General features: G+C 58.7%; 16 protein-coding genes, 3 tRNA genes and 1 pseudogene. 13 read left to right on the forward strand and 7 right to left on the reverse strand.

Features of this window, described 5'->3' with window-relative positions; genetic code table 11:
- Positions 1-206: 206 nt before the first annotated feature.
- From AB5287_RS00520 to AB5287_RS00535, 4 genes and pseudogenes are all read left to right on the forward strand, one after another.
- Positions 207-1,163, forward strand: a complete 957-nt coding sequence (locus tag AB5287_RS00520) for a CHAP domain-containing protein (protein ID WP_007052353.1) — start codon at positions 207-209, stop codon at positions 1,161-1,163.
- Positions 1,164-1,375: 212 nt separating this feature from the next.
- Positions 1,376-2,122, forward strand: coding sequence for an NlpC/P60 family protein (locus tag AB5287_RS00525; protein WP_007052354.1), 747 nt, complete (start codon positions 1,376-1,378; stop codon positions 2,120-2,122).
- 145 nt (positions 2,123-2,267) lie between these two features.
- Positions 2,268-3,021: pseudogene (locus AB5287_RS00530) on the forward strand (C40 family peptidase).
- 167 nt (positions 3,022-3,188) lie between these two features.
- Positions 3,189-4,226, forward strand: a complete 1,038-nt coding sequence (locus AB5287_RS00535; protein ID WP_007052357.1) for a universal stress protein — start codon at positions 3,189-3,191, stop codon at positions 4,224-4,226.
- 58 nt (positions 4,227-4,284) lie between these two features.
- On the opposite strand, the gene AB5287_RS00540 is transcribed toward AB5287_RS00535, so the two are convergent.
- Positions 4,285-4,698, reverse strand: coding sequence for an OsmC family protein (locus AB5287_RS00540; protein WP_007052358.1), 414 nt, complete (start codon positions 4,696-4,698; stop codon positions 4,285-4,287).
- Positions 4,699-4,897: 199 nt separating this feature from the next.
- On the opposite strand from AB5287_RS00540, the gene AB5287_RS00545 reads away from it, so the two are divergent.
- From AB5287_RS00545 to AB5287_RS00555, 3 genes are all read left to right on the forward strand, one after another.
- The gene (locus AB5287_RS00545; protein WP_077322133.1) at positions 4,898-5,698 is read left to right on the forward strand and encodes a thymidylate synthase; all 801 of its coding nucleotides are present in this window, start codon (positions 4,898-4,900) and stop codon (positions 5,696-5,698) included.
- 109 nt (positions 5,699-5,807) lie between these two features.
- Positions 5,808-6,470, forward strand: coding sequence for a dihydrofolate reductase (locus AB5287_RS00550; RefSeq protein WP_131264860.1), 663 nt, complete (start codon positions 5,808-5,810; stop codon positions 6,468-6,470).
- Positions 6,471-6,593: 123 nt separating this feature from the next.
- Positions 6,594-7,112 carry a low molecular weight protein-tyrosine-phosphatase gene (locus AB5287_RS00555; RefSeq protein WP_007052361.1) on the forward strand — a complete coding sequence of 173 codons (519 nt, stop codon included), beginning with the start codon at positions 6,594-6,596 and terminating at the stop codon, positions 7,110-7,112.
- Positions 7,113-7,290: 178 nt separating this feature from the next.
- Here the strand turns inward: AB5287_RS00555 and AB5287_RS00560 are convergent, their stop codons facing one another.
- The 4 genes from AB5287_RS00560 to trmB all read right to left on the reverse strand — a co-directional run bounded on the left by AB5287_RS00560 (position 7,291) and on the right by trmB (position 9,765).
- Positions 7,291-7,623, reverse strand: a complete 333-nt coding sequence (locus tag AB5287_RS00560) for a branched-chain amino acid transporter permease (protein WP_007052362.1) — start codon at positions 7,621-7,623, stop codon at positions 7,291-7,293.
- Complete coding sequence (locus AB5287_RS00565) at positions 7,620-8,423, reverse strand: AzlC family ABC transporter permease (protein ID WP_013410658.1); 804 nt, start codon at positions 8,421-8,423, stop codon at positions 7,620-7,622. The genes AB5287_RS00560 and AB5287_RS00565 overlap by 4 nt, the downstream gene beginning before the upstream one ends.
- Before the next feature lie 295 nt (positions 8,424-8,718).
- Positions 8,719-8,790: transfer RNA gene (locus AB5287_RS00570), tRNA-Glu, on the reverse strand.
- A gap of 69 nt (positions 8,791-8,859) precedes the next feature.
- A complete protein-coding gene (gene trmB / locus AB5287_RS00575; RefSeq protein WP_007056732.1) occupies positions 8,860-9,765 on the reverse strand; it encodes a tRNA (guanosine(46)-N7)-methyltransferase TrmB in 906 nt (301 codons plus the stop codon).
- A gap of 282 nt (positions 9,766-10,047) precedes the next feature.
- On the opposite strand from trmB, the gene galE reads away from it, so the two are divergent.
- The 3 genes from galE to AB5287_RS00590 all read left to right on the forward strand — a co-directional run bounded on the left by galE (position 10,048) and on the right by AB5287_RS00590 (position 11,482).
- Positions 10,048-11,061 carry a UDP-glucose 4-epimerase GalE gene (gene galE, locus AB5287_RS00580; RefSeq protein WP_007052365.1) on the forward strand — a complete coding sequence of 338 codons (1,014 nt, stop codon included), beginning with the start codon at positions 10,048-10,050 and terminating at the stop codon, positions 11,059-11,061.
- Between the two features lie 224 nt (positions 11,062-11,285).
- Positions 11,286-11,359, forward strand: a tRNA-Asp gene (locus AB5287_RS00585).
- Positions 11,360-11,406: 47 nt separating this feature from the next.
- A tRNA-Phe gene (locus tag AB5287_RS00590) sits at positions 11,407-11,482 on the forward strand.
- A gap of 542 nt (positions 11,483-12,024) precedes the next feature.
- On the opposite strand, the gene AB5287_RS00595 is transcribed toward AB5287_RS00590, so the two are convergent.
- Positions 12,025-13,329 carry a class I SAM-dependent methyltransferase gene (locus AB5287_RS00595; protein WP_368220350.1) on the reverse strand — a complete coding sequence of 435 codons (1,305 nt, stop codon included), beginning with the start codon at positions 13,327-13,329 and terminating at the stop codon, positions 12,025-12,027.
- A 439-nt stretch (positions 13,330-13,768) separates the two neighbouring features.
- Here AB5287_RS00595 and fucO point away from each other — a divergent pair, with 439 nt between their 5' ends.
- Positions 13,769-14,920, forward strand: coding sequence for a lactaldehyde reductase (gene fucO, locus AB5287_RS00600; RefSeq protein WP_368220351.1), 1,152 nt, complete (start codon positions 13,769-13,771; stop codon positions 14,918-14,920).
- 74 nt (positions 14,921-14,994) lie between these two features.
- Here the strand turns inward: fucO and AB5287_RS00605 are convergent, their stop codons facing one another.
- Complete coding sequence (locus AB5287_RS00605) at positions 14,995-15,921, reverse strand: glycosyltransferase family 2 protein (RefSeq protein ID WP_007052369.1); 927 nt, start codon at positions 15,919-15,921, stop codon at positions 14,995-14,997.
- Positions 15,922-15,996: 75 nt separating this feature from the next.
- On the opposite strand from AB5287_RS00605, the gene AB5287_RS00610 reads away from it, so the two are divergent.
- Positions 15,997-17,511 carry an AI-2E family transporter gene (locus tag AB5287_RS00610; RefSeq protein WP_368220353.1) on the forward strand — a complete coding sequence of 505 codons (1,515 nt, stop codon included), beginning with the start codon at positions 15,997-15,999 and terminating at the stop codon, positions 17,509-17,511.
- Positions 17,511-18,734 carry a glycosyltransferase family 2 protein gene (locus tag AB5287_RS00615; RefSeq protein WP_007055311.1) on the forward strand — a complete coding sequence of 408 codons (1,224 nt, stop codon included), beginning with the start codon at positions 17,511-17,513 and terminating at the stop codon, positions 18,732-18,734. The genes AB5287_RS00610 and AB5287_RS00615 overlap by 1 nt, the downstream gene beginning before the upstream one ends.
- Positions 18,735-18,875: the final 141 nt, after the last annotated feature.

Here is an 18,875-nt window from a genome sequence, read left to right on the forward strand (position 1 = left end):
ATAACCGGATAGTGAGGTTCGTGAACGGGCGGAAACAAGGCAGTTTTTTCACCCGGCCGCACGGTTACGTAAATCGTTTGACACACCCGGATGGTGGGGGATCACATTGAGGATTGACCTCTGTTCGTTGTACAGTACTCAATTGTGACGGTCATACGAGGTCATCGAAATGACCCCGCCGAACCCATCCAAGGAGTTAACGTAGTATGAAGCATGCTTCGCATAAAGCGACCACGGTCTCGCGCCAGAAGTTCAGCTTAGCGAAGGCATTGTTTGCCTCCGGCAAGGGTTCTCATTCCGTTCGTGCTGTGCGTGCGGTGCAATCCGCTGGTAGCGACGCCGTTGTTTTGGGGCTTGATCCGGCCATTGCCGAGAAGATCAACGAAATCGCTCCCCAGACCCGCCGTTCCATTCGTGAGGCCGCTCGTGCCGCTGAACGCCGTAGCCATATTCTTGCCTCGGCCTCACTGGCCGCTCTGGTCGGCACGGCCGCAGGTGCTCTCGCGTTTTCCAACAATGAAGACGCCACGAACTCGTTCGTGGCTGATCCGGCCACGACGACCACGCAGATTAAGCGCATCAGCGATGTGACTGCGGCTTCTCGTTCCGAAGCGCGTACTGATTTGAGTTCATCCTCCGTTACCGCACAGTCCACCAATGAAGGCGGCTGGGGGCTGAGCAATTCAGACAGCACCTTGGACGCCAAGCTGATGAATCGCAATAATGCGAACAATCCTGTGGTGTCGGCTCTCGTGGATGCCGATGGCGATGCTGTGCCGGCTGGCTTCAACCCGAACCATGCCGTTGGCACCAACTCCAACAACTATCCGTGGGGTCAGTGCACGTGGTACGCGTACCAGCGTCGTGCCGAACTGGGCCTGCCTTCCAGCGGCAACTTCGGCAATGGTGGCGCGTGGGCGGCGTCAGCTTCCGCTCTGGGCTATTGGGTGGACAACACTCCTCGCCATGTCGGTGATGCTGTGGTGTTCGCTCCTGGCCAGGCCGATGCCGATGGCGCGTACGGCCATGTTGCCGTTCTGGAAAAGATCAATGCCGACGGCTCCATTGAGATCTCCGAATCCAATGCCAAGGGATTGGGTGTGATTTCGACCCGTACGTTCAGCGCCGCCGAAGCCGGTAAGTTCCAGTACGTTCACTACTGATTCATTTCATTGGCTTACATTCGGTGATTACTGTTCGGATGTGACGTCGCCCTATCGGCAATCGTTCGCGCGAAATGACATTTCAAGTGTTGCGGCCGCGTATTAGTCCGAACTGACCTGTGCCGACACGCCGATATATCCCAATAGCTCCGGGGTGTTTTATTTCTTCCATCCTGTACGAGTTAATGCGCACCGTGTAGGGTGATAGTTCTATGAAGACCAAAACTGTAGCTTCTTCCATTGTTGCCGCGATTGTCTCCTGTGCCTGCTTGTTTATGTTTGTTCCTACAGCAACTGCAGCTGAGGGTGTTACTGTGACTTCCACCAAGTCCTTCCCCTCGTACACCCAGGTGCGCAAAGATCTGACGACTGAAGCCACTGCCACGAGCGTTGAGGACAATGCTGATTGGGGCGGCATTGAGAACCTCGATGTGCCGCAGACGGAATCTCAGGCGGAAAAGGATGCCGCAGCGGCCAAGAAGGCTGCCGAAGAGGAGGCCGAGAAGCAGGCGGAGGTCGAGGCTCAGGCGACCCAGGAGCAGGCCAACGCCGCGAGCCGTAATGAGTCTCGCTCTTCTGTTACTTATTCCGATGCCAGTGGTTCGGTTTCCGCTGGTGCCGGTGCCTCTATCGACCGTGCGTATTCTTTGATCGGACAGAGCATGGACTGCACCGCATTGGTCAGTCAAGCGTTGGCGGCCCGTGGCATTAACTTCCACGGTTGGCCTGAAGAGTACGTCAATGTTCCTGGTGGCCACGTAGTCACAGACGGATCCCTGCAGCCGGGCGATATTCTGATTTATGCCAACACCGGTGGATGGAACGGTGGTGCACACTACGATCATGTGGCGTTGTATGTCGGCAACGGTCAGGCGGTCCATGGTGGATGGAATGGCTATAGCGTGGCTCTCGCTAGTGCCATGACCGAAAAGCTCACCATCGTGGTGCGTATCCCGTGATGCAGTCTTATTGATTGATTTATTGCAGGCCTCGGATGCCGATCGGTATCCGAGGCCTGTTGCGTTCTCCTGCCGAATGATGCACCCGCGACATCATCTTCGAAATGCTATTCCTGTTATGAAATCGACCCATGTGTGCTAGTGTATGGCGTTGATGATGAGCGTTAAGACTATTATTTCCACATCAGTGGCGATTATCGCCACGGGTGCCATGTTTGCGTGCGTAGCCCCGTTTGCCTCTGCCGATTCCGCGCAGACGAGTGCTGTGGTGTCCTCACGTTCTTTCCCGAAGGCGAGTTCGGTGAAGAAGAATTTGTTCGCCGAATCCACCTCCACCTCGGTTGATGAGAACTCTAAATGGGGTGGCATCGAGACTCTTGATGTGCCACAGACCGAGTCTCAGGGCGAGAAGGAAGCTGCTGCAGCGGCGGCGGCTCAGAAAGCCGCTGATGAAGCTGCTGCAGCCCAGTCCGCTGCTGCTGCGGCAGCCAGCCGCTCTGAACAGCGTGCGTCGATTCCACAGGTTGACTTGGGTAAAAATGACTGGCACTGGCACTGGCGCTGAGCTTGCTAGCTTCTCACTGAAGTTCCAAGGCTATCCGTATGTTGCCGGCGGCAACACTCCGGCAGGATGGGATTGCTCCGGTTTTGTGCAGTACGTCTTCTCCCAGTTTGGCATCTCCCTGCCTCGTACCTCTGGTGCTCAAGCCACCGTGGGTACTCCGGTCGCAAGCTTGGCGGATGCCAAGCCGGGTGACATTCTTGCGAATGGTACTCATGCGGCCATTTACATCGGTAACGGACAGGTGATGAATGCTATGAACCCGGTGCAGGGAACGGCAGTAAGCGACGTTTCCGTATTCGGTGGAGCTGGATATTCCATTCGCCGCGTGATGTGACAAGAATTATGCGGTAAGCGAATTCGTATTAAGGCACGTCCTTTGGGGTGTGCCTTTTTCGTATACGCGGATTTCTTTTTGAGCGGAGGATACCGGCCAAACCGAGTGTCGCGGGGTATTGTTGAGATACGCGGTATTCGTGCCGCAATAACTTCAAGGAGGTCGTCATGATTAACGACAAGGCTATTCTCGTCGGCGTTGACGGGTCGCATGCCAGTTACAAGGCAACATGGTGGGCCGCGAATTATGCAAAGCACGCGGGGCTGACGCTGCAGATTGTCTGCGCATATTCCCTGCCGAGCTATGCCGCCGTTTCGTTCGATGCCACTTACACGGCGATGGGGGACGATAACGCCGCGCATTCCGATGCTCAGGAGATTCTGTCCAAGGCCAAGGCCATCGCAGACGAGCAGGGCGTCGAAGCCGCCACACTGATTGTTACCGGAGATCCGGCATCGGTGTTCGTCGAATTGTCTCGTAACTACAATCTGATCGTCATTGGCAACCGTGGCAAGGGCGGTCTGGCCGAGCGCCTGCTGGGCACTACGTCCTCATCGCTGCCGGCATATGCTTACTGCCCGATTGTGGTGGTGCCGTACACCGATGATGACGGTAACCTGATGCACCTGAACAACACGATCACCAAGGTGGCCGTCGGCTCCGACGAATCCAAGTGGGGTCTGAAGGCGCTGGACATTGCCGCCGACTTCGCCACGTGCTGGGGTGCGGAACTGGACGTGATTTCCGCTGTGCCGAACCTGAAGGGTGTGGACGGCGAGGACGCCGTCATGGAGTCCTACAAGGACGATCTTGAGGTGCGCATCAAGCCGTTGCAGGAATCGCATCCTGATCTGAAGATCAACAAGCAGATCGTTTCCGGCCCGGCCGTGAGCGCCCTGACCAAGGCCAGCTACGATCACGATGTGGTTGTTGTCGGCTCCCGTGGTCGCGGCGGCTTCACTGGCTTGCTGCTGGGCTCCACCAGCCAGGGCCTGCTGCAGCATGCGGTCGGCCCGGTGTACGTGGTGCCACGCAAGTATGTTGAGGCCGCGGAATCGCGTCTCGACACCGTGCCGAGCTCGCCCGCCGAAGTGCCTACCAAGTCGCTGGAGGAGATTGCCGGCGTCGAGGAGATTCCGGTGTCCGCAGCCGAGCCTGAAGTCGCCCAGCAGATCGAAAAGACCATCGATCCCGATCGCCAGTAAAGTCCGAATATACGGAAAGAGGCTCCCGCCAGGGAGCCTCTTCAATTTATATCCCGTCTCAGTGCTTGACGGTGACGTTCATGCGCACCGGGGTCTCCTGCACGTAGGTGTGCTTGACCGTGCAACCCTTGTCGATATGGCGGGTGACGCGCTCCTTGAGCTTGTCGGCATCCTCCTCGGACAGACCGGCGTCGGAAGCATCAATCACCACCTGCTCCTCGAAACCGGTGTAGGCGTCATTTTCCGGGTCGTACGTGCCATCCACCACAATCTTGGCACCCTTGCCCTCACCCAGCGTATGTTCGATGGCGAACTGGCTGGACAGCGCGGCGCAACCGGCCAGCGCGACCTTCATCAGATCGCCCGGCGTGAACTGGCCACGATCCTTGCCGAACTTAATGTGTGCGCCATCGTCGCTGAACGCATCCCACGAACCGTCCTTGTTACGCTCAACCCACAGTCGCTTACCCATAGCTGCTCCTTTATTTTCAGCCGCCGGCGATCTGGCCCATCGCCATGCCAGCGGGGGAGCGCGGCACCTGGCCGCTCTCCCGCATCAGTGGACTTCTCTATTATGCCCCTAAGCTACACTGGTGCACATGGCTTTGACCGAAGAACAACTCGCAGATATTCGCTCCCGTATCCCCGCACGTCCCGAAACGGACATTCCGATGCCCTATGAGGACCTGGTGCGCAAGATCCTGACCGAAGGCACGCTGAAGTCCGATCGCACCGGCACCGGCACGATTTCCCTGTTCGGCCAGCAGATGCGCTTTGACCTGTCGAAGTACTTCCCGTTGCTGACCACCAAGACCGTGTTCTTCAAAGGCCTGGCCTATGAGCTGCTGTGGTTTTTGAAGGGTTCCTCCAACATCAACTGGCTGCTGGAGCACAACGTGCATATTTGGGATGAGTGGGCGGACGAGAACGGCGATCTGGGCCCGGTCTATGGCGTGCAGTGGCGTTCCTGGCCCGCGCCGACCCCCGAGGACCCGAATCGCACCATCGACCAGATCTCCAATGTGCTCGACCTCATCAAGCATCATCCGGATTCGCGCCGCATGATCGTCTCCGCGTGGAATCCGGCCGAGGTGGAGAAGATGGCGTTGCCGCCCTGCCACGCGCTCTTCCAGTTCTACGTGGCCGACGGCAAGCTAAGCTGCCAGCTGTACCAGCGTTCCTGCGACATGTTCCTCGGCGTGCCGTTCAATATCGCCTCCTACTCGCTGCTCACCATGATGATGGCGCAGCAGGCCGGGCTCAAGCCGGGCGAATTCGTCTGGACCGGCGGCGACTGCCATGTTTATGACAACCACGTCGACCAGTTCCTTGAGCAGCTGGGCCGCAAGCCCTACCCGTACCCGACCATCGAGATCCGTAAGGCCGATTCCCTGTTCGACTACCAGTATGAGGACTTCAAGGTCGTCGGCTACCAGCATCACCCCACTATTAAGGCACCTGTTGCGGTCTGATGCTGATTACCGTTTCGTGGACAGCGAATACTGTGAAGGTGACGGCCCCCGAGTCTTCGCTGTCCACTACACTAAGGCCCAGTTCCGCAATCCAGGAGGAGTAAGCGAAATGGAGCATGACAGTAGCCGTAGCGGCTATCACGAACCCGAGCCCGGATCTGCCGGGCTGTCTGCCACTGAAGAAGACTGGGGTGACGATTATCCCAAGACCTTCTCGGTGAATCTTATCTGGGCCGAAGCCCGTGACAAGGAAGGTCGCGCCGGTGCCATCGGCCTCAATGGTGGCATGCCTTGGCACTGTGCCGAGGATATGAAGCATTTCAAGGAGCTGACCGTCTCCCATCCGGTGATTATGGGTCGTAAGACCTGGGAATCGCTGGGGGGCAAGTACCGGCCGCTGCCCAACCGCGACAACATCGTCGTTTCCCGCGATCCGATGTACCGTGCGCCGGGGGCCACTGTGGTCACCAGTCTTGACGACGCGCTCGATATGGCCCGTCAGGAGGCGATTCCGGACGACGGTCTGGACCGTTCGGAGATTTGGATCATCGGCGGCGCCCAGTTGTTCGCCGAGGCTTTGCCGTTCGCGGACAAAGCCTATGTGACTGATCTGGCCGCCACCGTGGATGCCGACAGCTACGCGCCCGATATGGCGTCGCTGGTCGAGGCCGGGATGTGGCGGGAAGCCGAAGCGGGCGAGTGGCATACGCCCGCCAAGGAGGAGTCCGGCATCGATTCCTATCGTTTCCGTATCTTGGCCAAAACCAAGTAAGCATGCGAATCCGGCTTATGCCCTTTATAGCGGCATGAGCCGGATTCATATTCATTCGACCCCAACAATACAGTCGGGCCGTGTGCGGCCCGGTGAAGCCCGATTGAGGATTGATTCAAAGCTATGAGCAATACCCAGCCCTACACCGTAATGACCGTCTGCACCGGCAATATCTGCCGTTCGCCTATGGGTGAGATCATTCTGCGTCACTTCTTTAATGAGCGCGGTCTTGGCGACCAGGTGAACGTGGAATCCAGCGGTGTGTCCGACGAGGAGTGGAGCCACCCGATCGACCCGCGTGCCGTGCGCGTGCTACGCGAACGTGGCTATGGTGATGAGATTCCGCGTGACCACTTCGCACACCGCATTTCGCGTGAGGAAATCGACCGTACCGACCTGTTCCTGCCGATGACCGCCTCCCACATGCGCGCCCTGCTGCGCATGCTGCCGGCCGGTAAGCGCGCCGAAGTGCACATGTACCGCAGCTTCGACCCGAATCTGCCCAAGCCGAAGCCCGGCCGCGAAGATCAGATCGATCTGGTGGACCCGTGGTACGGCGGCAAGCACGAGTTCGAGGTCGCCATCGACCAGATTGAGGAAGTCGCCCCGTACATCGTCGATTGGGTGGCGAAGCAGCTGTAGGAATCGGCCTGTGGCCGATGCTGTGTGTTTCGCAGTCTTACGACTGCGGGTCTCTACCTCCGTCACCGCTTCGCGGTGCCGCCTCCCTCGTCAGAGGAAGGTACAGAAGATTACCTCCCTCTGTAAGGGAGGTGCTGAGCATAGCGAAGCGGAGGGAGAGACTAACGAGTCGGGTGCCTCAGAACACCAGTTGCACCAGCAACATATATACAATTGTGCCGCCGGCGATTGAAAGCAGCATATTGCGTTTCCATACGTGCAGCAGCACGATGACGGTGCAGGCGATGAGTTCCGGAAGGCCGTGTGAACCGGTCAGAATCGGGGTGTTGCGCAGTGCGTATACCACCAGTAGACCGGTCATCGCATAGGGCAGGACCTGGCCGAAATACTCGATGATGCGCGGCGGCTGCTTGGACTCGGGAAACACCAGAAACGGCAGAAAACGGGTGCACATCGTGCCCAGCACCACCGTCACGATAGTGATTGCGCCTTGCCAGATGGTCATCGTCATCGCGTCTGTCCTTCCTTCTGCTGGTCCGCTGCGTGGCTCATGGCATGGTCTGCCGTGGCTTCCGGGGCGTCGGCGGCCGGCCGCAACACGTCCAGATGCGGGCGTAGCGCGACGAACAGTATCAGCATGGCGATCATTGAGGGAATCATGAAATCATTGGCCCCGAATATCAGCAGGCAGGCCAGTGATGTCAGCACACCGATGACGGCGGACAGTCGCTCGCGATGCTTGCCGTCGAGCCACTGATCGAGGAAGATCACCAGAAACAGCGCGGTCAGTACGAAATCAAGACCGTCGGTATTGAACGGCAGATGCGCGCCGATCAGCCCGCCCAGTGTGGCGCCGGTCACCCAATACAGCTGATTGCACAGCGTAACCCAGAAGTAGAACCAGCCACGGTCGATGCCGGCGGGGATTTTCGCGGTGGAGTTGATGGCAAAAGTCTCGTCGCACATACCGAAAATCAGGTATGGGCGCTTCCAGCCGAGCCCTTTGAATTTGCCGAGCATGGATAGTCCATAAAACAGGTGACGGGCGTTGACCATCAGGGCCAGCAGAAAGCCGGCGAGCGGGTTGAACGCGGAGAGCAGCAGATTCACCGTGACGAATTCCATTGAACCGGCGAAGATGAACGCGCTCATACACATCGGCCATACGAAGGAGAAGCCTTTGGTGCCCATGAGAATGCCATACGAGGCGCCGAGAAACAGGAACCCCAGGCAAATCGGTATGGTCAGCGGAAACGCCGCTTTGAGCGCCGGCAGCCAGGCGTTGGTGTTGGTGTTGGCGGTGTCTGCCATGTGGATGATGTTCTCCTTGTACAACTGGTCTGCCGGCCGATGTTCGCCGATGATGCCATATGCGGTTATACACGCATGGTGTCGATAAACGGGGTGAGGGTGGCGTCGGGACCCTGTGCGCGAAGTCACAGTGTGGAGGATGTCACATCGTCTACGGTGGGATAGTCCTTGTGGCGGGCGCGAACACGTGCTGAGATGAAACCATGAGCACGTATCAAGCGGGCCGAATGCTTTCAGACCTGGTCCCGCGAATACGAAAAGACCTCGGTCGCTATGACCGGGGTCTTTAGTGAAGTACCCCCAGAGAGAGTCGAACTCTCGTTGTCAGATTGAAAGTCTGGTGTCCTAACCGTTAGACGATGGGGGCGAACAACTCGAATTACTTTACGGGAGGTTGTTCGGTTATGCAAATCGACGGCATTTCGGCGTGTCGCAATCAGTTCAGGGTAACGGCCTGATAGGTGAAGTCATGAATCACGCGGCCGGCGGCCAGGCCCTTCTTCTCGAAGTTGGTGAGCACGCGGCCCTCGAACCGCTCGGATTCGGTGAAGTCGGCGTGCGGCATATCGGCGGCCATGTCGGCATTGCCCTTGCCCACGTGCTCCAGCGGCAGGCTGACGGTTACGCTGCCCAGGTTCTTCCAGCCATCGAGGCCGTCCATCACCTCGTGCACGTGCAGGGCATAGTCCTCGATGTCGGTGGCGATACGCCAGACGCCGTCTGTGACCAGCGCGCGATGAATGTCGCCGGCCATGGCCTTCTGCACGATGCGGCGCTTGTGGTGCTTCTTCTTGGGCCAAGGGTCGGGGAAGAAGGTCCATACCTCGGCCACGGTGCCGGCCGCGGTCACCTTGAACAGCTCGGGCGCATTGACCTGGGCCACGCGAATGTTGGTCAGCCCCTGCTTGCCGGCGAGCAGCAGCGTGTGGGCCACGCCGGGGTCATAGACCTCTAGAGCAAGGAAGTTCGTCTCCGGGTGGGCTGCGGCTGCTGCCACTACGTTTTCTCCCTGCCCGGTGCCGATTTCCACAATGAGCGGATTATCGTTGCCCCATGCGGACTCCACGAACGCGCGGTCGAGCGTGACGCCTTCGCGCACGTCCAGCAGGTTGCCGGCCGCAATATCCAACAGATATGTGCCGGCATAGTTGTCCCATGCGCGCTGCAGGCGATCGTCCAAACGTCCGGAGCGGCGTACGAAGGAGAGCACCTTGTGCAGGGGGTGCGCCGGTGCCTCGGTGTGGTCTGTGCCCATCGCGGCGACGGGATCGATTGCTGTGGATTCGGGATTGGTCATATATTCCTCGGATTTTCCTTGTGCGCCGCACCGCTGTTCATTCATTAGGTCGATTTGGCGTTCATTAGGTAGGTGGTGTGCGATACCAACCACCATATCAAGCCGTTTACCCGGTGTCCGTGCGGGCCGGCTCCGGGCCGACCTACCTAATGAACGCCAAATCGACCTAATGAATGCAGATATTGCCGGACGACACCACCGTTTTGTGCGATTATGTTCGTGTGATATACTCAAATTGTTTCAAAAGGTAACAAAGCGGACCAAAAGTGAACAGCCGCTGAACTCCCCACGGCCGACACTTGCAACCCGCACAAGGAAAGGTCAACTATGACAGTTCTCGTCACCGGCGGCTGCGGCTACATCGGCGCTCATGTCGTTCACGCACTCCATCAGGCCGGCGAAAAGGTCGTTGTCGTCGACGATCTGAGCTACGGCAAGCCCACTCGCATCGAAGGTTCCCGCCTGTACGGCATGGATATCGCCGCCCCGGGCGCCGGTGAGCGTTTGGCCGAAATCCTCGATGCCGAAGGCGTCGACTCCGTGATCCACTTTGCCGCTCGCAAGCAGGTCGGCGAATCCGTGGAGAAGCCGCTGTGGTACTACCAGCAGAACATCAACGGCATGCTCAACGTGCTCACCGGCATGACCCAGTCCAAGAACGCCAAGAAGCTCGTCTTCTCCTCTTCCGCCGCCACCTATGGTGTGCCGCCGGTCGATGTGGTGCCTGAGGACGTCGTCCCGATGCTGCCGATCAACCCCTACGGCCAGACCAAGCTGTTCGGCGAGTGGATGGCACGCGCCTGCGAGCAGCCGTTCGGCATCCGCTTCTGCGCGCTGCGCTACTTCAACGTGGCCGGCTGCGGTCCGGTGGAGCTTGAGGATCCGGCCATCCTGAACCTCATCCCGATGCTGTTCAATCGCCTCAAGCAGGGCAAGGCTCCCGCCATCTTCGGCGACGACTACCCGACTCCGGACGGCACCTGCGTGCGCGACTACATCCACGTCTCCGACTTGGCCGACGCCCACATCGCCGCCCTCAAGTACCTCGACCGTGACGAGCGCAAGTACGACGCCTTCAACGTCGGCACCGGCGAAGGCACCTCCGTGCGCCAGATCGTCGACGAAGTCAAGAAGGTCACCGGTCTGCCGTTCACCGAGGCTGTCATGGCCCGCCGCGCCGGCGACCCGCCGCACCTGATCGGCTCCCCGAAGCGCATCAACGAGGAGATGGGCTGGCATGCCAAGTACGACGTGGAAGACATCGTCAAGTCCGCGTGGGATGCCTGGCAGGCCAACCCCGAACACCACATCGACGTCGACACCTGGAAGCAGGCTGACTGAGATTGACGGTCACTTTGCGGTGGATGCCGCGAAGCGTTTCCGTCCATAAGGGCGTGGCCGGGGTTCCGGTCGCGCCCTTCGTCGTTTTGTGGATGTTTGTGACAGACGTGTTCGCGTGCTGGTGATAGCAAAAACCTTGAAATTATGCGGAACACGCCGAAGTTTGCATGACTGGCGAATTTCAGTAATATATACATCTGTTGCCTCACGCAAGTGAGAACAATGGCCCCGTAGCTCAGTTGGTTAGAGCGCCGCCCTGTCACGGCGGAGGTCACCGGTTCAAGTCCGGCCGGGGTCGCTGGAATGGTTATGAAGCCCGGATTATCCGGGTTTTTGACTGTTCATGGCTCTGTAGCTCAGTTGGTAGAGCGAGCGACTGAAAATCGCTAGGTCAACGGATCGACGCCGTTCGGAGCCACCATAATGAAGCCCCGCCTTGTGCGGGGCTTTTGCATATCCGTCGCGTACCTACTCCGGCGGGGGTTATAGGCCAAAATGGCGGGCTGGCCGGTCAATGCAAAGGCTCGCGTTCGCCAACAACTGTCTTCCTCGCCGCAACTACGCACGCCAACAGCACCAATGCGAACATCGGGTTAGGGTTAAACAAAGAAACGTGGGTCTTATCCGCGCGTGTCATGGTCGGTGCGATCGTCCGCCCCAGCCGTTTCTGGGGCTGTGGCGCTCATAGAGTCAGTATTGCAGAAAAAGCACCTGCGAAATGCGCGTGCGAAGGGAATCGTGTGGGACGGCACGTGATTTTGCCGATTTTCGACGTGCCGTCCCACAGCGTTCGAAGAACGCCCTCAGAGCTGAGGGCAAAGAACGGCTCTATTCTGCGGTTCTCGGCTTATGTCATGCGGGATAGCAGATACGTCAAACGATTGATGTATCTGCTATCCCACACTTCTGTGGGACGGCAGATGAACAATGGTAAAAACCGCGTGCCGTCCCACAGAAACGGAGTCAGGCCTGCCACCATTGGCGCAGAGGGTACCACTTGCCGTCCGGGTGGCCCACGCGATCCGGCTTGACAGCCAGGAACTGGTGAATCTGGATGCCGTCGAGCTCGAAGTTCAGAGCGCAGGCGGCCATGTACATACCCCATACCTTGGCGCGTTCAAAGCCGACCTGCTTGACCGCGTCGTCCCAATGCTCGGAGAGGTTCTGGTTCCAGTGATGCAGGGTGAGCGCATAGTGCTGGCGCAGGTTCTCCTGATGCACCACGTTGAAGCCGGCGTCATGGATGCACGATTCGATGAAGCCGGGCGCGCCGAGGTCGCCGTCCGGGAAGATGTAACGGTCGAGGAATTCGTCGGTGCCGGGCTTGCCGTGAGGCTTGTCATGGCTGATGGTGATCTGGTGGTTCAGCAGTCGGCCCATCGGCTTCAGGAGACGGAACATCTCTTCGAAGTAGCTCTGGTAGTTCTTGACGCCTACGTGCTCCATCATGCCGATCGAGCAGATACCGTCGAAGTCATGCTCGGGCACCTCGCGGTAGTCCTGTACGCGCACTTCGGCCAGATCCTGCAGCCCCTCACGGGCGATCCATTCGTTGGCGTACGCGGCCTGTTCCTTGGAGAGGGTGACGCCGAGCGCCTTGATGCCGCGACGGGCGGCGGTGATGACCATCGAACCCCAGCCACAGCCGATGTCCAGTAAGCGCTGGCCGGGCTGCAAGTCCAGTTTGTCGAGAATCAGGCGCAGTTTGTTGGCCTGTGCGTCTTCAAGGCTCATGTGCTCGTTGTCGAATACCGCGCAGGTGTACGTCATGGAGGGGCCGAGGAAGTCGGCGTAGAACTCGTTGGACATGTCGTAGTGGAAGCTGACGGTTTCCGAATCGGCCTTTTCGGTGTGCGGCATCAGGCCACGCTTGATGCGGGCGAACTTGCTCGGGCCCTCGGTGGCGGGCACCGGCGGCTTCTTGAAGCCGTGACTCAGAATGCCGGCGGATACGCGGGCAATGGATGCGAGAGCGAGCGGGCGAACGTATTTGGCCAGCGACACCAGCTTGCGCATCGCCGGATACGGGTCGGCGTAGTCAATGCCGTCCACGTCGAAATCGCCCAGAATGTATGCGCGCACGATGCCGATTTCATTCGGGTGCGCGAGCAGCTGGTACATGCAGTTCGGCGCGGCGATTTTGACCTTCAAATCCGCGTCTGCCGGGCCGAAATGCGAGCCGTCGAAAGCGTCGATACGAACGGGCGTGTCGGGGTCGAGAAACAGGGATGCCATCTCGCCGACCGTCATAGCCTTGCCATTTGCCATTAGCTACCTCATTCTCTTATGATGATCACCCCAACTATCGAGATATCTTAGTCCTCTTCAGGAGACTGAAACCGTTGAATACACCATCTGGCGAACCAGTTCGCGTTCGGCTGATGAAGCACGAATGGAATTAGGCATCTCGCATATTGATTGCGCTACGCGCGAAGTAAGCGGATGAGAGACGAGTTTCCCGGAGAGCGTCAGATGACTCCGGAAACGGTCTTATCGTTGAGATTTCGGGCGATGGAACTGGTTTGGTCAATGGACAATAATTCGACAAGTGCGGAATTCCGCCATTTCTTGCCATTATCTTCAGTGTTGTTCTTTCAGTGTGTTTTCAGGTGAATGCTCATGCGCGGAGTAGACTGGGGAACCGTTGGACCACTCAAAGACAGAGTGGACCACCAGTTAAGACACGAGCTCAAAAGGAGAGTCCCCTATGGTGTACCGCATGATTTTCAACCAGACTGCATACTTCGGACGTGGCGCGATCAAGGAAATCCCGGCCGTCGCCAAGCAGCACGGCTTCACCAAGGCATTTATCGTCACTGATCCGGTACTGCTGGAGACCGGCACCGCCGAGAAGGTCACCAAGGTTCTGGATGAGGCCGGCCTGCCGTACGAGGTGTTCTCCAACGTCAAGCCGAACCCGCCGGTCGAGTGCATCAAGGACGGCGTCGCCAAGTTCGCCGAGTCCGATGCGGACTTCCTGATCGGCCTGGGCGGCGGCTCCCCGCAAGACACCTGCAAGGGCATCGGCATCATCACCGCCAACCCGGAGTTCGCCGACGTGCTGTCCCTGGAAGGCGTCGCGGATACCAAGAACCCGTCCGTCCCGATCTTCGGCGTGCCGACCACCGCCGGTACCGCTTCCGAGACGACCATCAACTACGTGGTCACCGATACCGCCAACAAGCGTAAGTTCGTGGCTGTCGACCCGCACGATATCCCGATCGTCGCCTTCGTGGACCCGGATCTGACCGACTCCATGCCGCGCGGCCTGAAGGTTGCCACCGGACTTGACGCCCTGACCCACGCCATCGAGGGTTACATTACCCCGGGTGCCTGGAGCCTGTCCGACTGCCTGTCCATGCAGACTATTCGCATGATTGCCAAGAACCTAGCCAAGTCCGCCGACGGCGACATTCCGGCTGGCGAGCAGATGGCGTACGCCTCCTACATCACCGGTATGGCCTACTCCAACGTGGGCCTCGGCCTGGTGCACGGCATGGCTCACCCGCTGGGCGGCCGTCTGGGCGTGGCCCACGGTGTGGCCAACGGTATTCTGCTGGCCCCGGTCATGGAATACAACAAGGACTACACGGGCGAGAAGTACCGCGACATCGCCGACGCGTTCGGCGTCGAGGACGCCTACACCGGCGACCTGGAGAAGGTGCGCGAAGAGGCCGTGCAGGCCGTCCACAAGCTGACCGTGGATCTGAAGAACCCGACCACGATCAGCGAGGTCGGCGCCACCGAGGCTGATCTGGAGCCGCTGGCTCACGACGCCTTCAACGACGTGTGCACCCCCGGCAACCCGCGTCAGGCAACCGAAGAGGACATCCTCGCGATTTACAAGTCGCTGATGTGATCAGTCAATGACAGTAAACATTAGCTCCCTCATCAGAGGGAGCTTGCATAAGCAGAGAGGGCTCGTATATCGAGCTACTTTTCGTGCTTTTCGTCGTAGACTTCGTCGGTGGGGGTCTCGTCGTACAGCTGCTTGCCTTGCGCCTCCGCCAGTTCCATCTGCTCGTTGATCCACGCGGCTTCAGCCGGATTGATATCCGCGGAATTCAGCACTTTCTGCCACACCGGGTAGAACATATGCATCGCCGGATACATGGCGGTGAACAACACCTCCGGCTTATGCGTGCGCGTATGTTGCGGATGCGCATCAAACGTATTCTTAAAACGTCGCATGTAGCTCAGGAACGAACTCAACGACGTATCCATCCGTCGCGCACTCATCGCGGCGATCATGCGCGGCGAGTACACGGTTTTCAGATCCTTGCCCATCAAATGCAGGGAAATATCGATATCCTCATGCATCACATCGGCCTTATCCCGGCAGACCTCATTCGCAATCTGATGCCAGGCCGAAGCGCGCAAGGCCATATTCGAGCCGAACAGCAGCGGCTGGCCGCCATCGGCGCGGTAGATTCGCTTGCGCAAGGAATTGTCGCCTTTCAACCCGAAATGGCGTGAGGGCATGTCGTAATACATCACCGGACCAGTGGCACCCATCGCGGCCGGGTCTTCGGTGAAGATGCCGGAGACCACCTCCACCCAGTCAGGCCGGATCATACAGTCGGCGTCAAAACGGCCCAGCACATCGCCGGTCGCGGCGTTCAGGCCAAAGTTGCGGGTGGGAATCAGCCCCTGTTCATCGTTCTGGTGCAACAGTTTGACCGGGGCCTCAGGATGTTCGGCAATGAACTGTTCGACAACCGCACAGGTGTTGTCCGTAGAACGATTGTCCACCACCAGCACCTCATGCGGCATGATGGTCTGACGGGTGGCGTTCAGCAGGCAGTCGCGGATGCGTTCGGCTTCGTTCCACGCTGGGATGATGATCGAAACGTTGAGCATAACATCAACAATAGAAAAGCGGGTGTACGCCGCCGGCGTATCCGAGCTTCAAACCCCTCGCTACAATGGGGAGCCATGAGCGAACGCGTGCGAAACGTAAACAGCACCGACACGTCGAGAACCGGTGCCGCAGAGGCCGGGGCAGGCCCGGACGACGAGAATCGTATCGACTTTGGTACTTTGTTCCCCGCCAAGGGAGATTCCCGCAGGCCACCGGAATGGTTCGGCCGCGCGCTGCTGTATGTGGCCCTCGCCGTCATCGTATTCATGTTCTGCTGGCGCTCGTGGGGCGACATCTCCTATCTGGTGCTCGACATCATCATCTCGCTGTTCCTGGCGCTGGCCGTCGAACCGCTGGTGGTGGCGCTGGTGGCTCATGGCTGGAAGCGTGGCGTGGCTTCCGCCGTCAGTCTGGTGGGCGTGGCCGTGGTCGTGGGTGTGCTGCTCACGCTGTTCGGCAATATGTTTGTACAGCAGATGATTGCCATGGTCCGCGGTTTGCCGGCAATGTATGGGCAGATTCGTGAGTTCGCGGACCAGTACACCACGTTCAAGATGCCGGAGATCAGCAATCTTGGCATGGAAATCTTCAACAATATCCAGACCTCGTGGGTCACCGATTTCGCCGGCACCGCCATGAGTACGGTGGGTGGCCTGTTCTCCTTCCTGTTGAACCTCATGACCGTGGTAATGACCACGTATTACATCTCCGCCGCCGGCCCAAAGCTGCGCCGTTCCTTCTGCCAGTGGCTGGCCCCCAACACGCAGCGCCGATTCCTGCTGGTGTGGACCGTGGCCCAAGGCCAGATTTCGTCCTTCCTGTTCTCCCGTTCGATTCTGGCGTTGATCAACGCCATTTGCACCGCCATCTTCTTGGAGATCCTGCATGTGCCCTACTGGCTGCCGTTGGCCCTGTTCTGCGGCGTGGTATCCCAGTTCATCCCCACGGTCGGTACCTATATCGGCGGTGCGCTGCCGGTGCTGTTCGCTTGGGGCAACCGCGGGTGGACGTACGCCGTGGCGGTGCTGGTGTTCATCATCGTCTACCAGCAGATCGAGAACCTGATTCTCTCGCCGAGGATTTCGCAGCGCACGATGGATATCAACGCGGCCGTCGCCTTCCTCGCGGTGCTGGCGTTCGGCTCGCTGTTCGGCGCGTTTGGCGCGTTCCTGGCGCTGCCGGTCACCGCATCGCTGCAGGCCATCTTCCGTGCGTACACCAAGCGCTATGAGCTGATTGACTCACCACTGATGAACGATCCGACTCCGGAGAAGAAGTCCAAGATCGTCGAGGCGTCCGAAGCGTTCGGCGAGCATGTGCTGCAGCCGATCGGCGAGCACATGCCGCGTGCGGCCAAGGGGTCCACCAGCCGTGTGCCGATGAATGAGGAACTGCGTTTGCTGCAGGAACAGATCTATGCGATTCCGCCACACGAGACGAAAGAATCCGATTTGGACGATTCCGCCACCGTGGCGATTCCGCAGCGTGGTGCCGCGGATACGCAGCAGTCTGAGCAGCCCAAGCAACGCAAGCAAACCAAGCAGTCTGATCAATCTGCCTCCAGCAATCCTAGGGCGGGGTGGCGCTGATGACCCTGCTTTCCGTACTCGATATTCTTCTGATGATCGTCGGCGGTGCCGGCATGATATATCAGGGACTGTGCATCGTGATGTCCCTGTTCGCCAAGCCCGTGCGCTTCCCCGACGCCCCGATGACCAACCGGTATGCCGTGCTGATCTCCGCGCGCAACGAAGAAAAAGTGATCGGCAACCTTATTGGGTCGATTCGCGATCAGACCTACCCGTCCAACCTCATCGACATCTGGCTGGTGGCCGACAACTGCACCGACAACACCGCCGACGTGGTGCGGTCTTTGGGCTGCCATGTGGTGGAACGCCACAATCTTGAGCTGGTTGGCAAGGGATATGCGCTGACGTATCTGTTGGGGCATATGCTCGACATCGGTGTGGCCGATGATTATGAGGCCTACTTCGTGTTCGATGCCGATAACAAGCTGGACAAGCACTACTTCGAGGAAATGAACAAGGCGTTCTGCTCCGGATTCAAGATTCTGACCAGCTACCGTAATTCGGTGAATCTGGCGGATAACTGGGTGTCTTCTGGTTCTGCGCTGTGGTTCATCCGTGAATCGCGATTCCTGTCTAACTCGCGTATGATTCTCGGTTCCTCTTGCCATGTGGGCGGTACGGGATTCATGTTCTCCCGCGAGGTGATGAAGCGGAACAAGGGATGGAAGTTCCATCTGCTCACTGAAGATCTTGAATTCACTATGGATTCGATTCTGCATGGCGACCGCATCGGCTATTGCGGTACTGCGATCCTCTACGACGAGCAGCCGGTTACCTTCTCGCAAAGTTGGCGTCAGCGTTTGCGTTGGAGCAAGGGATTCCTGCAGGTATTCCGTTATTATGGCTCGGCATTGCTGAAACGCGCGGTTCGCGAACGTGATTTCTCCTGCATCGACTTCACATTGATGCTGTGTCCGTTTACCGTGTTGGGCGCGATTCGCGCGGTGATGGGCTTGCTGTTCGCCGCGTGTGGCTTCGTGAGTTGGCCGAGCCAGCTGCAATCGCTGGCCGATTGGTCCAGCGGCATCATCATATCGGTGTTGGGCCTGATGGCATTGGCTGCATTGACCATCATTGTCGAGCGCGACCAGATCGGTGCCACGAACAAGGAGCTGCTCGCCTATGTGCTCAGCTTCCCGATTTACATACTCAGCTACGTGCCGATCTCCTTCCAGGCCATCTTCGCCAAAGCCCAGTGGAAGCCCATCGCGCATAAGGGTTGACCGAGTCCGCTAGTCCGGAGCCGCTCAGCGGGGCAATCCAACAGCAACCCGGGGGTTTGCTTCGCTGAGGGTTGACTGGTGGGGTAGAGTGGATGTATGAGCTTAGACAATACTCAAAGGAATGTCGGATTTCAGCCGCCG

Source organism: Bifidobacterium sp. RTP21102st3_E2_RTP21102_210122, assembly GCF_040916945.1.
In the GTDB taxonomy this organism is placed as follows: domain Bacteria; phylum Actinomycetota; class Actinomycetes; order Actinomycetales; family Bifidobacteriaceae; genus Bifidobacterium; species Bifidobacterium longum.

Coding starts and splice junctions, on each gene's coding strand:
- AB5287_RS00610 (WP_368220353.1), top strand. CDS start 15,997: ATGAGCGAACGCGTGCGAAACGTAAACAGCACCGACACGTCGAGAACC.
- AB5287_RS00605 (WP_007052369.1), bottom strand. CDS start 15,921: ATGCTCAACGTTTCGATCATCATCCCAGCGTGGAACGAAGCCGAACGC.
- AB5287_RS00560 (WP_007052362.1), bottom strand. CDS start 7,623: ATGACGATGACCATCTGGCAAGGCGCAATCACTATCGTGACGGTGGTG.
- AB5287_RS00545 (WP_077322133.1), top strand. CDS start 4,898: ATGCCCTATGAGGACCTGGTGCGCAAGATCCTGACCGAAGGCACGCTG.
- trmB (WP_007056732.1), bottom strand. CDS start 9,765: ATGAATGAACAGCGGTGCGGCGCACAAGGAAAATCCGAGGAATATATG.
- fucO (WP_368220351.1), top strand. CDS start 13,769: ATGGTGTACCGCATGATTTTCAACCAGACTGCATACTTCGGACGTGGC.
- AB5287_RS00550 (WP_131264860.1), top strand. CDS start 5,808: ATGGAGCATGACAGTAGCCGTAGCGGCTATCACGAACCCGAGCCCGGA.
- AB5287_RS00525 (WP_007052354.1), top strand. CDS start 1,376: ATGAAGACCAAAACTGTAGCTTCTTCCATTGTTGCCGCGATTGTCTCC.
- AB5287_RS00565 (WP_013410658.1), bottom strand. CDS start 8,423: ATGGCAGACACCGCCAACACCAACACCAACGCCTGGCTGCCGGCGCTC.
- AB5287_RS00520 (WP_007052353.1), top strand. CDS start 207: ATGAAGCATGCTTCGCATAAAGCGACCACGGTCTCGCGCCAGAAGTTC.
- AB5287_RS00540 (WP_007052358.1), bottom strand. CDS start 4,698: ATGGGTAAGCGACTGTGGGTTGAGCGTAACAAGGACGGTTCGTGGGAT.
- galE (WP_007052365.1), top strand. CDS start 10,048: ATGACAGTTCTCGTCACCGGCGGCTGCGGCTACATCGGCGCTCATGTC.
- AB5287_RS00555 (WP_007052361.1), top strand. CDS start 6,594: ATGAGCAATACCCAGCCCTACACCGTAATGACCGTCTGCACCGGCAAT.
- AB5287_RS00615 (WP_007055311.1), top strand. CDS start 17,511: ATGACCCTGCTTTCCGTACTCGATATTCTTCTGATGATCGTCGGCGGT.
- AB5287_RS00535 (WP_007052357.1), top strand. CDS start 3,189: ATGATTAACGACAAGGCTATTCTCGTCGGCGTTGACGGGTCGCATGCC.
- AB5287_RS00595 (WP_368220350.1), bottom strand. CDS start 13,329: ATGGCAAATGGCAAGGCTATGACGGTCGGCGAGATGGCATCCCTGTTT.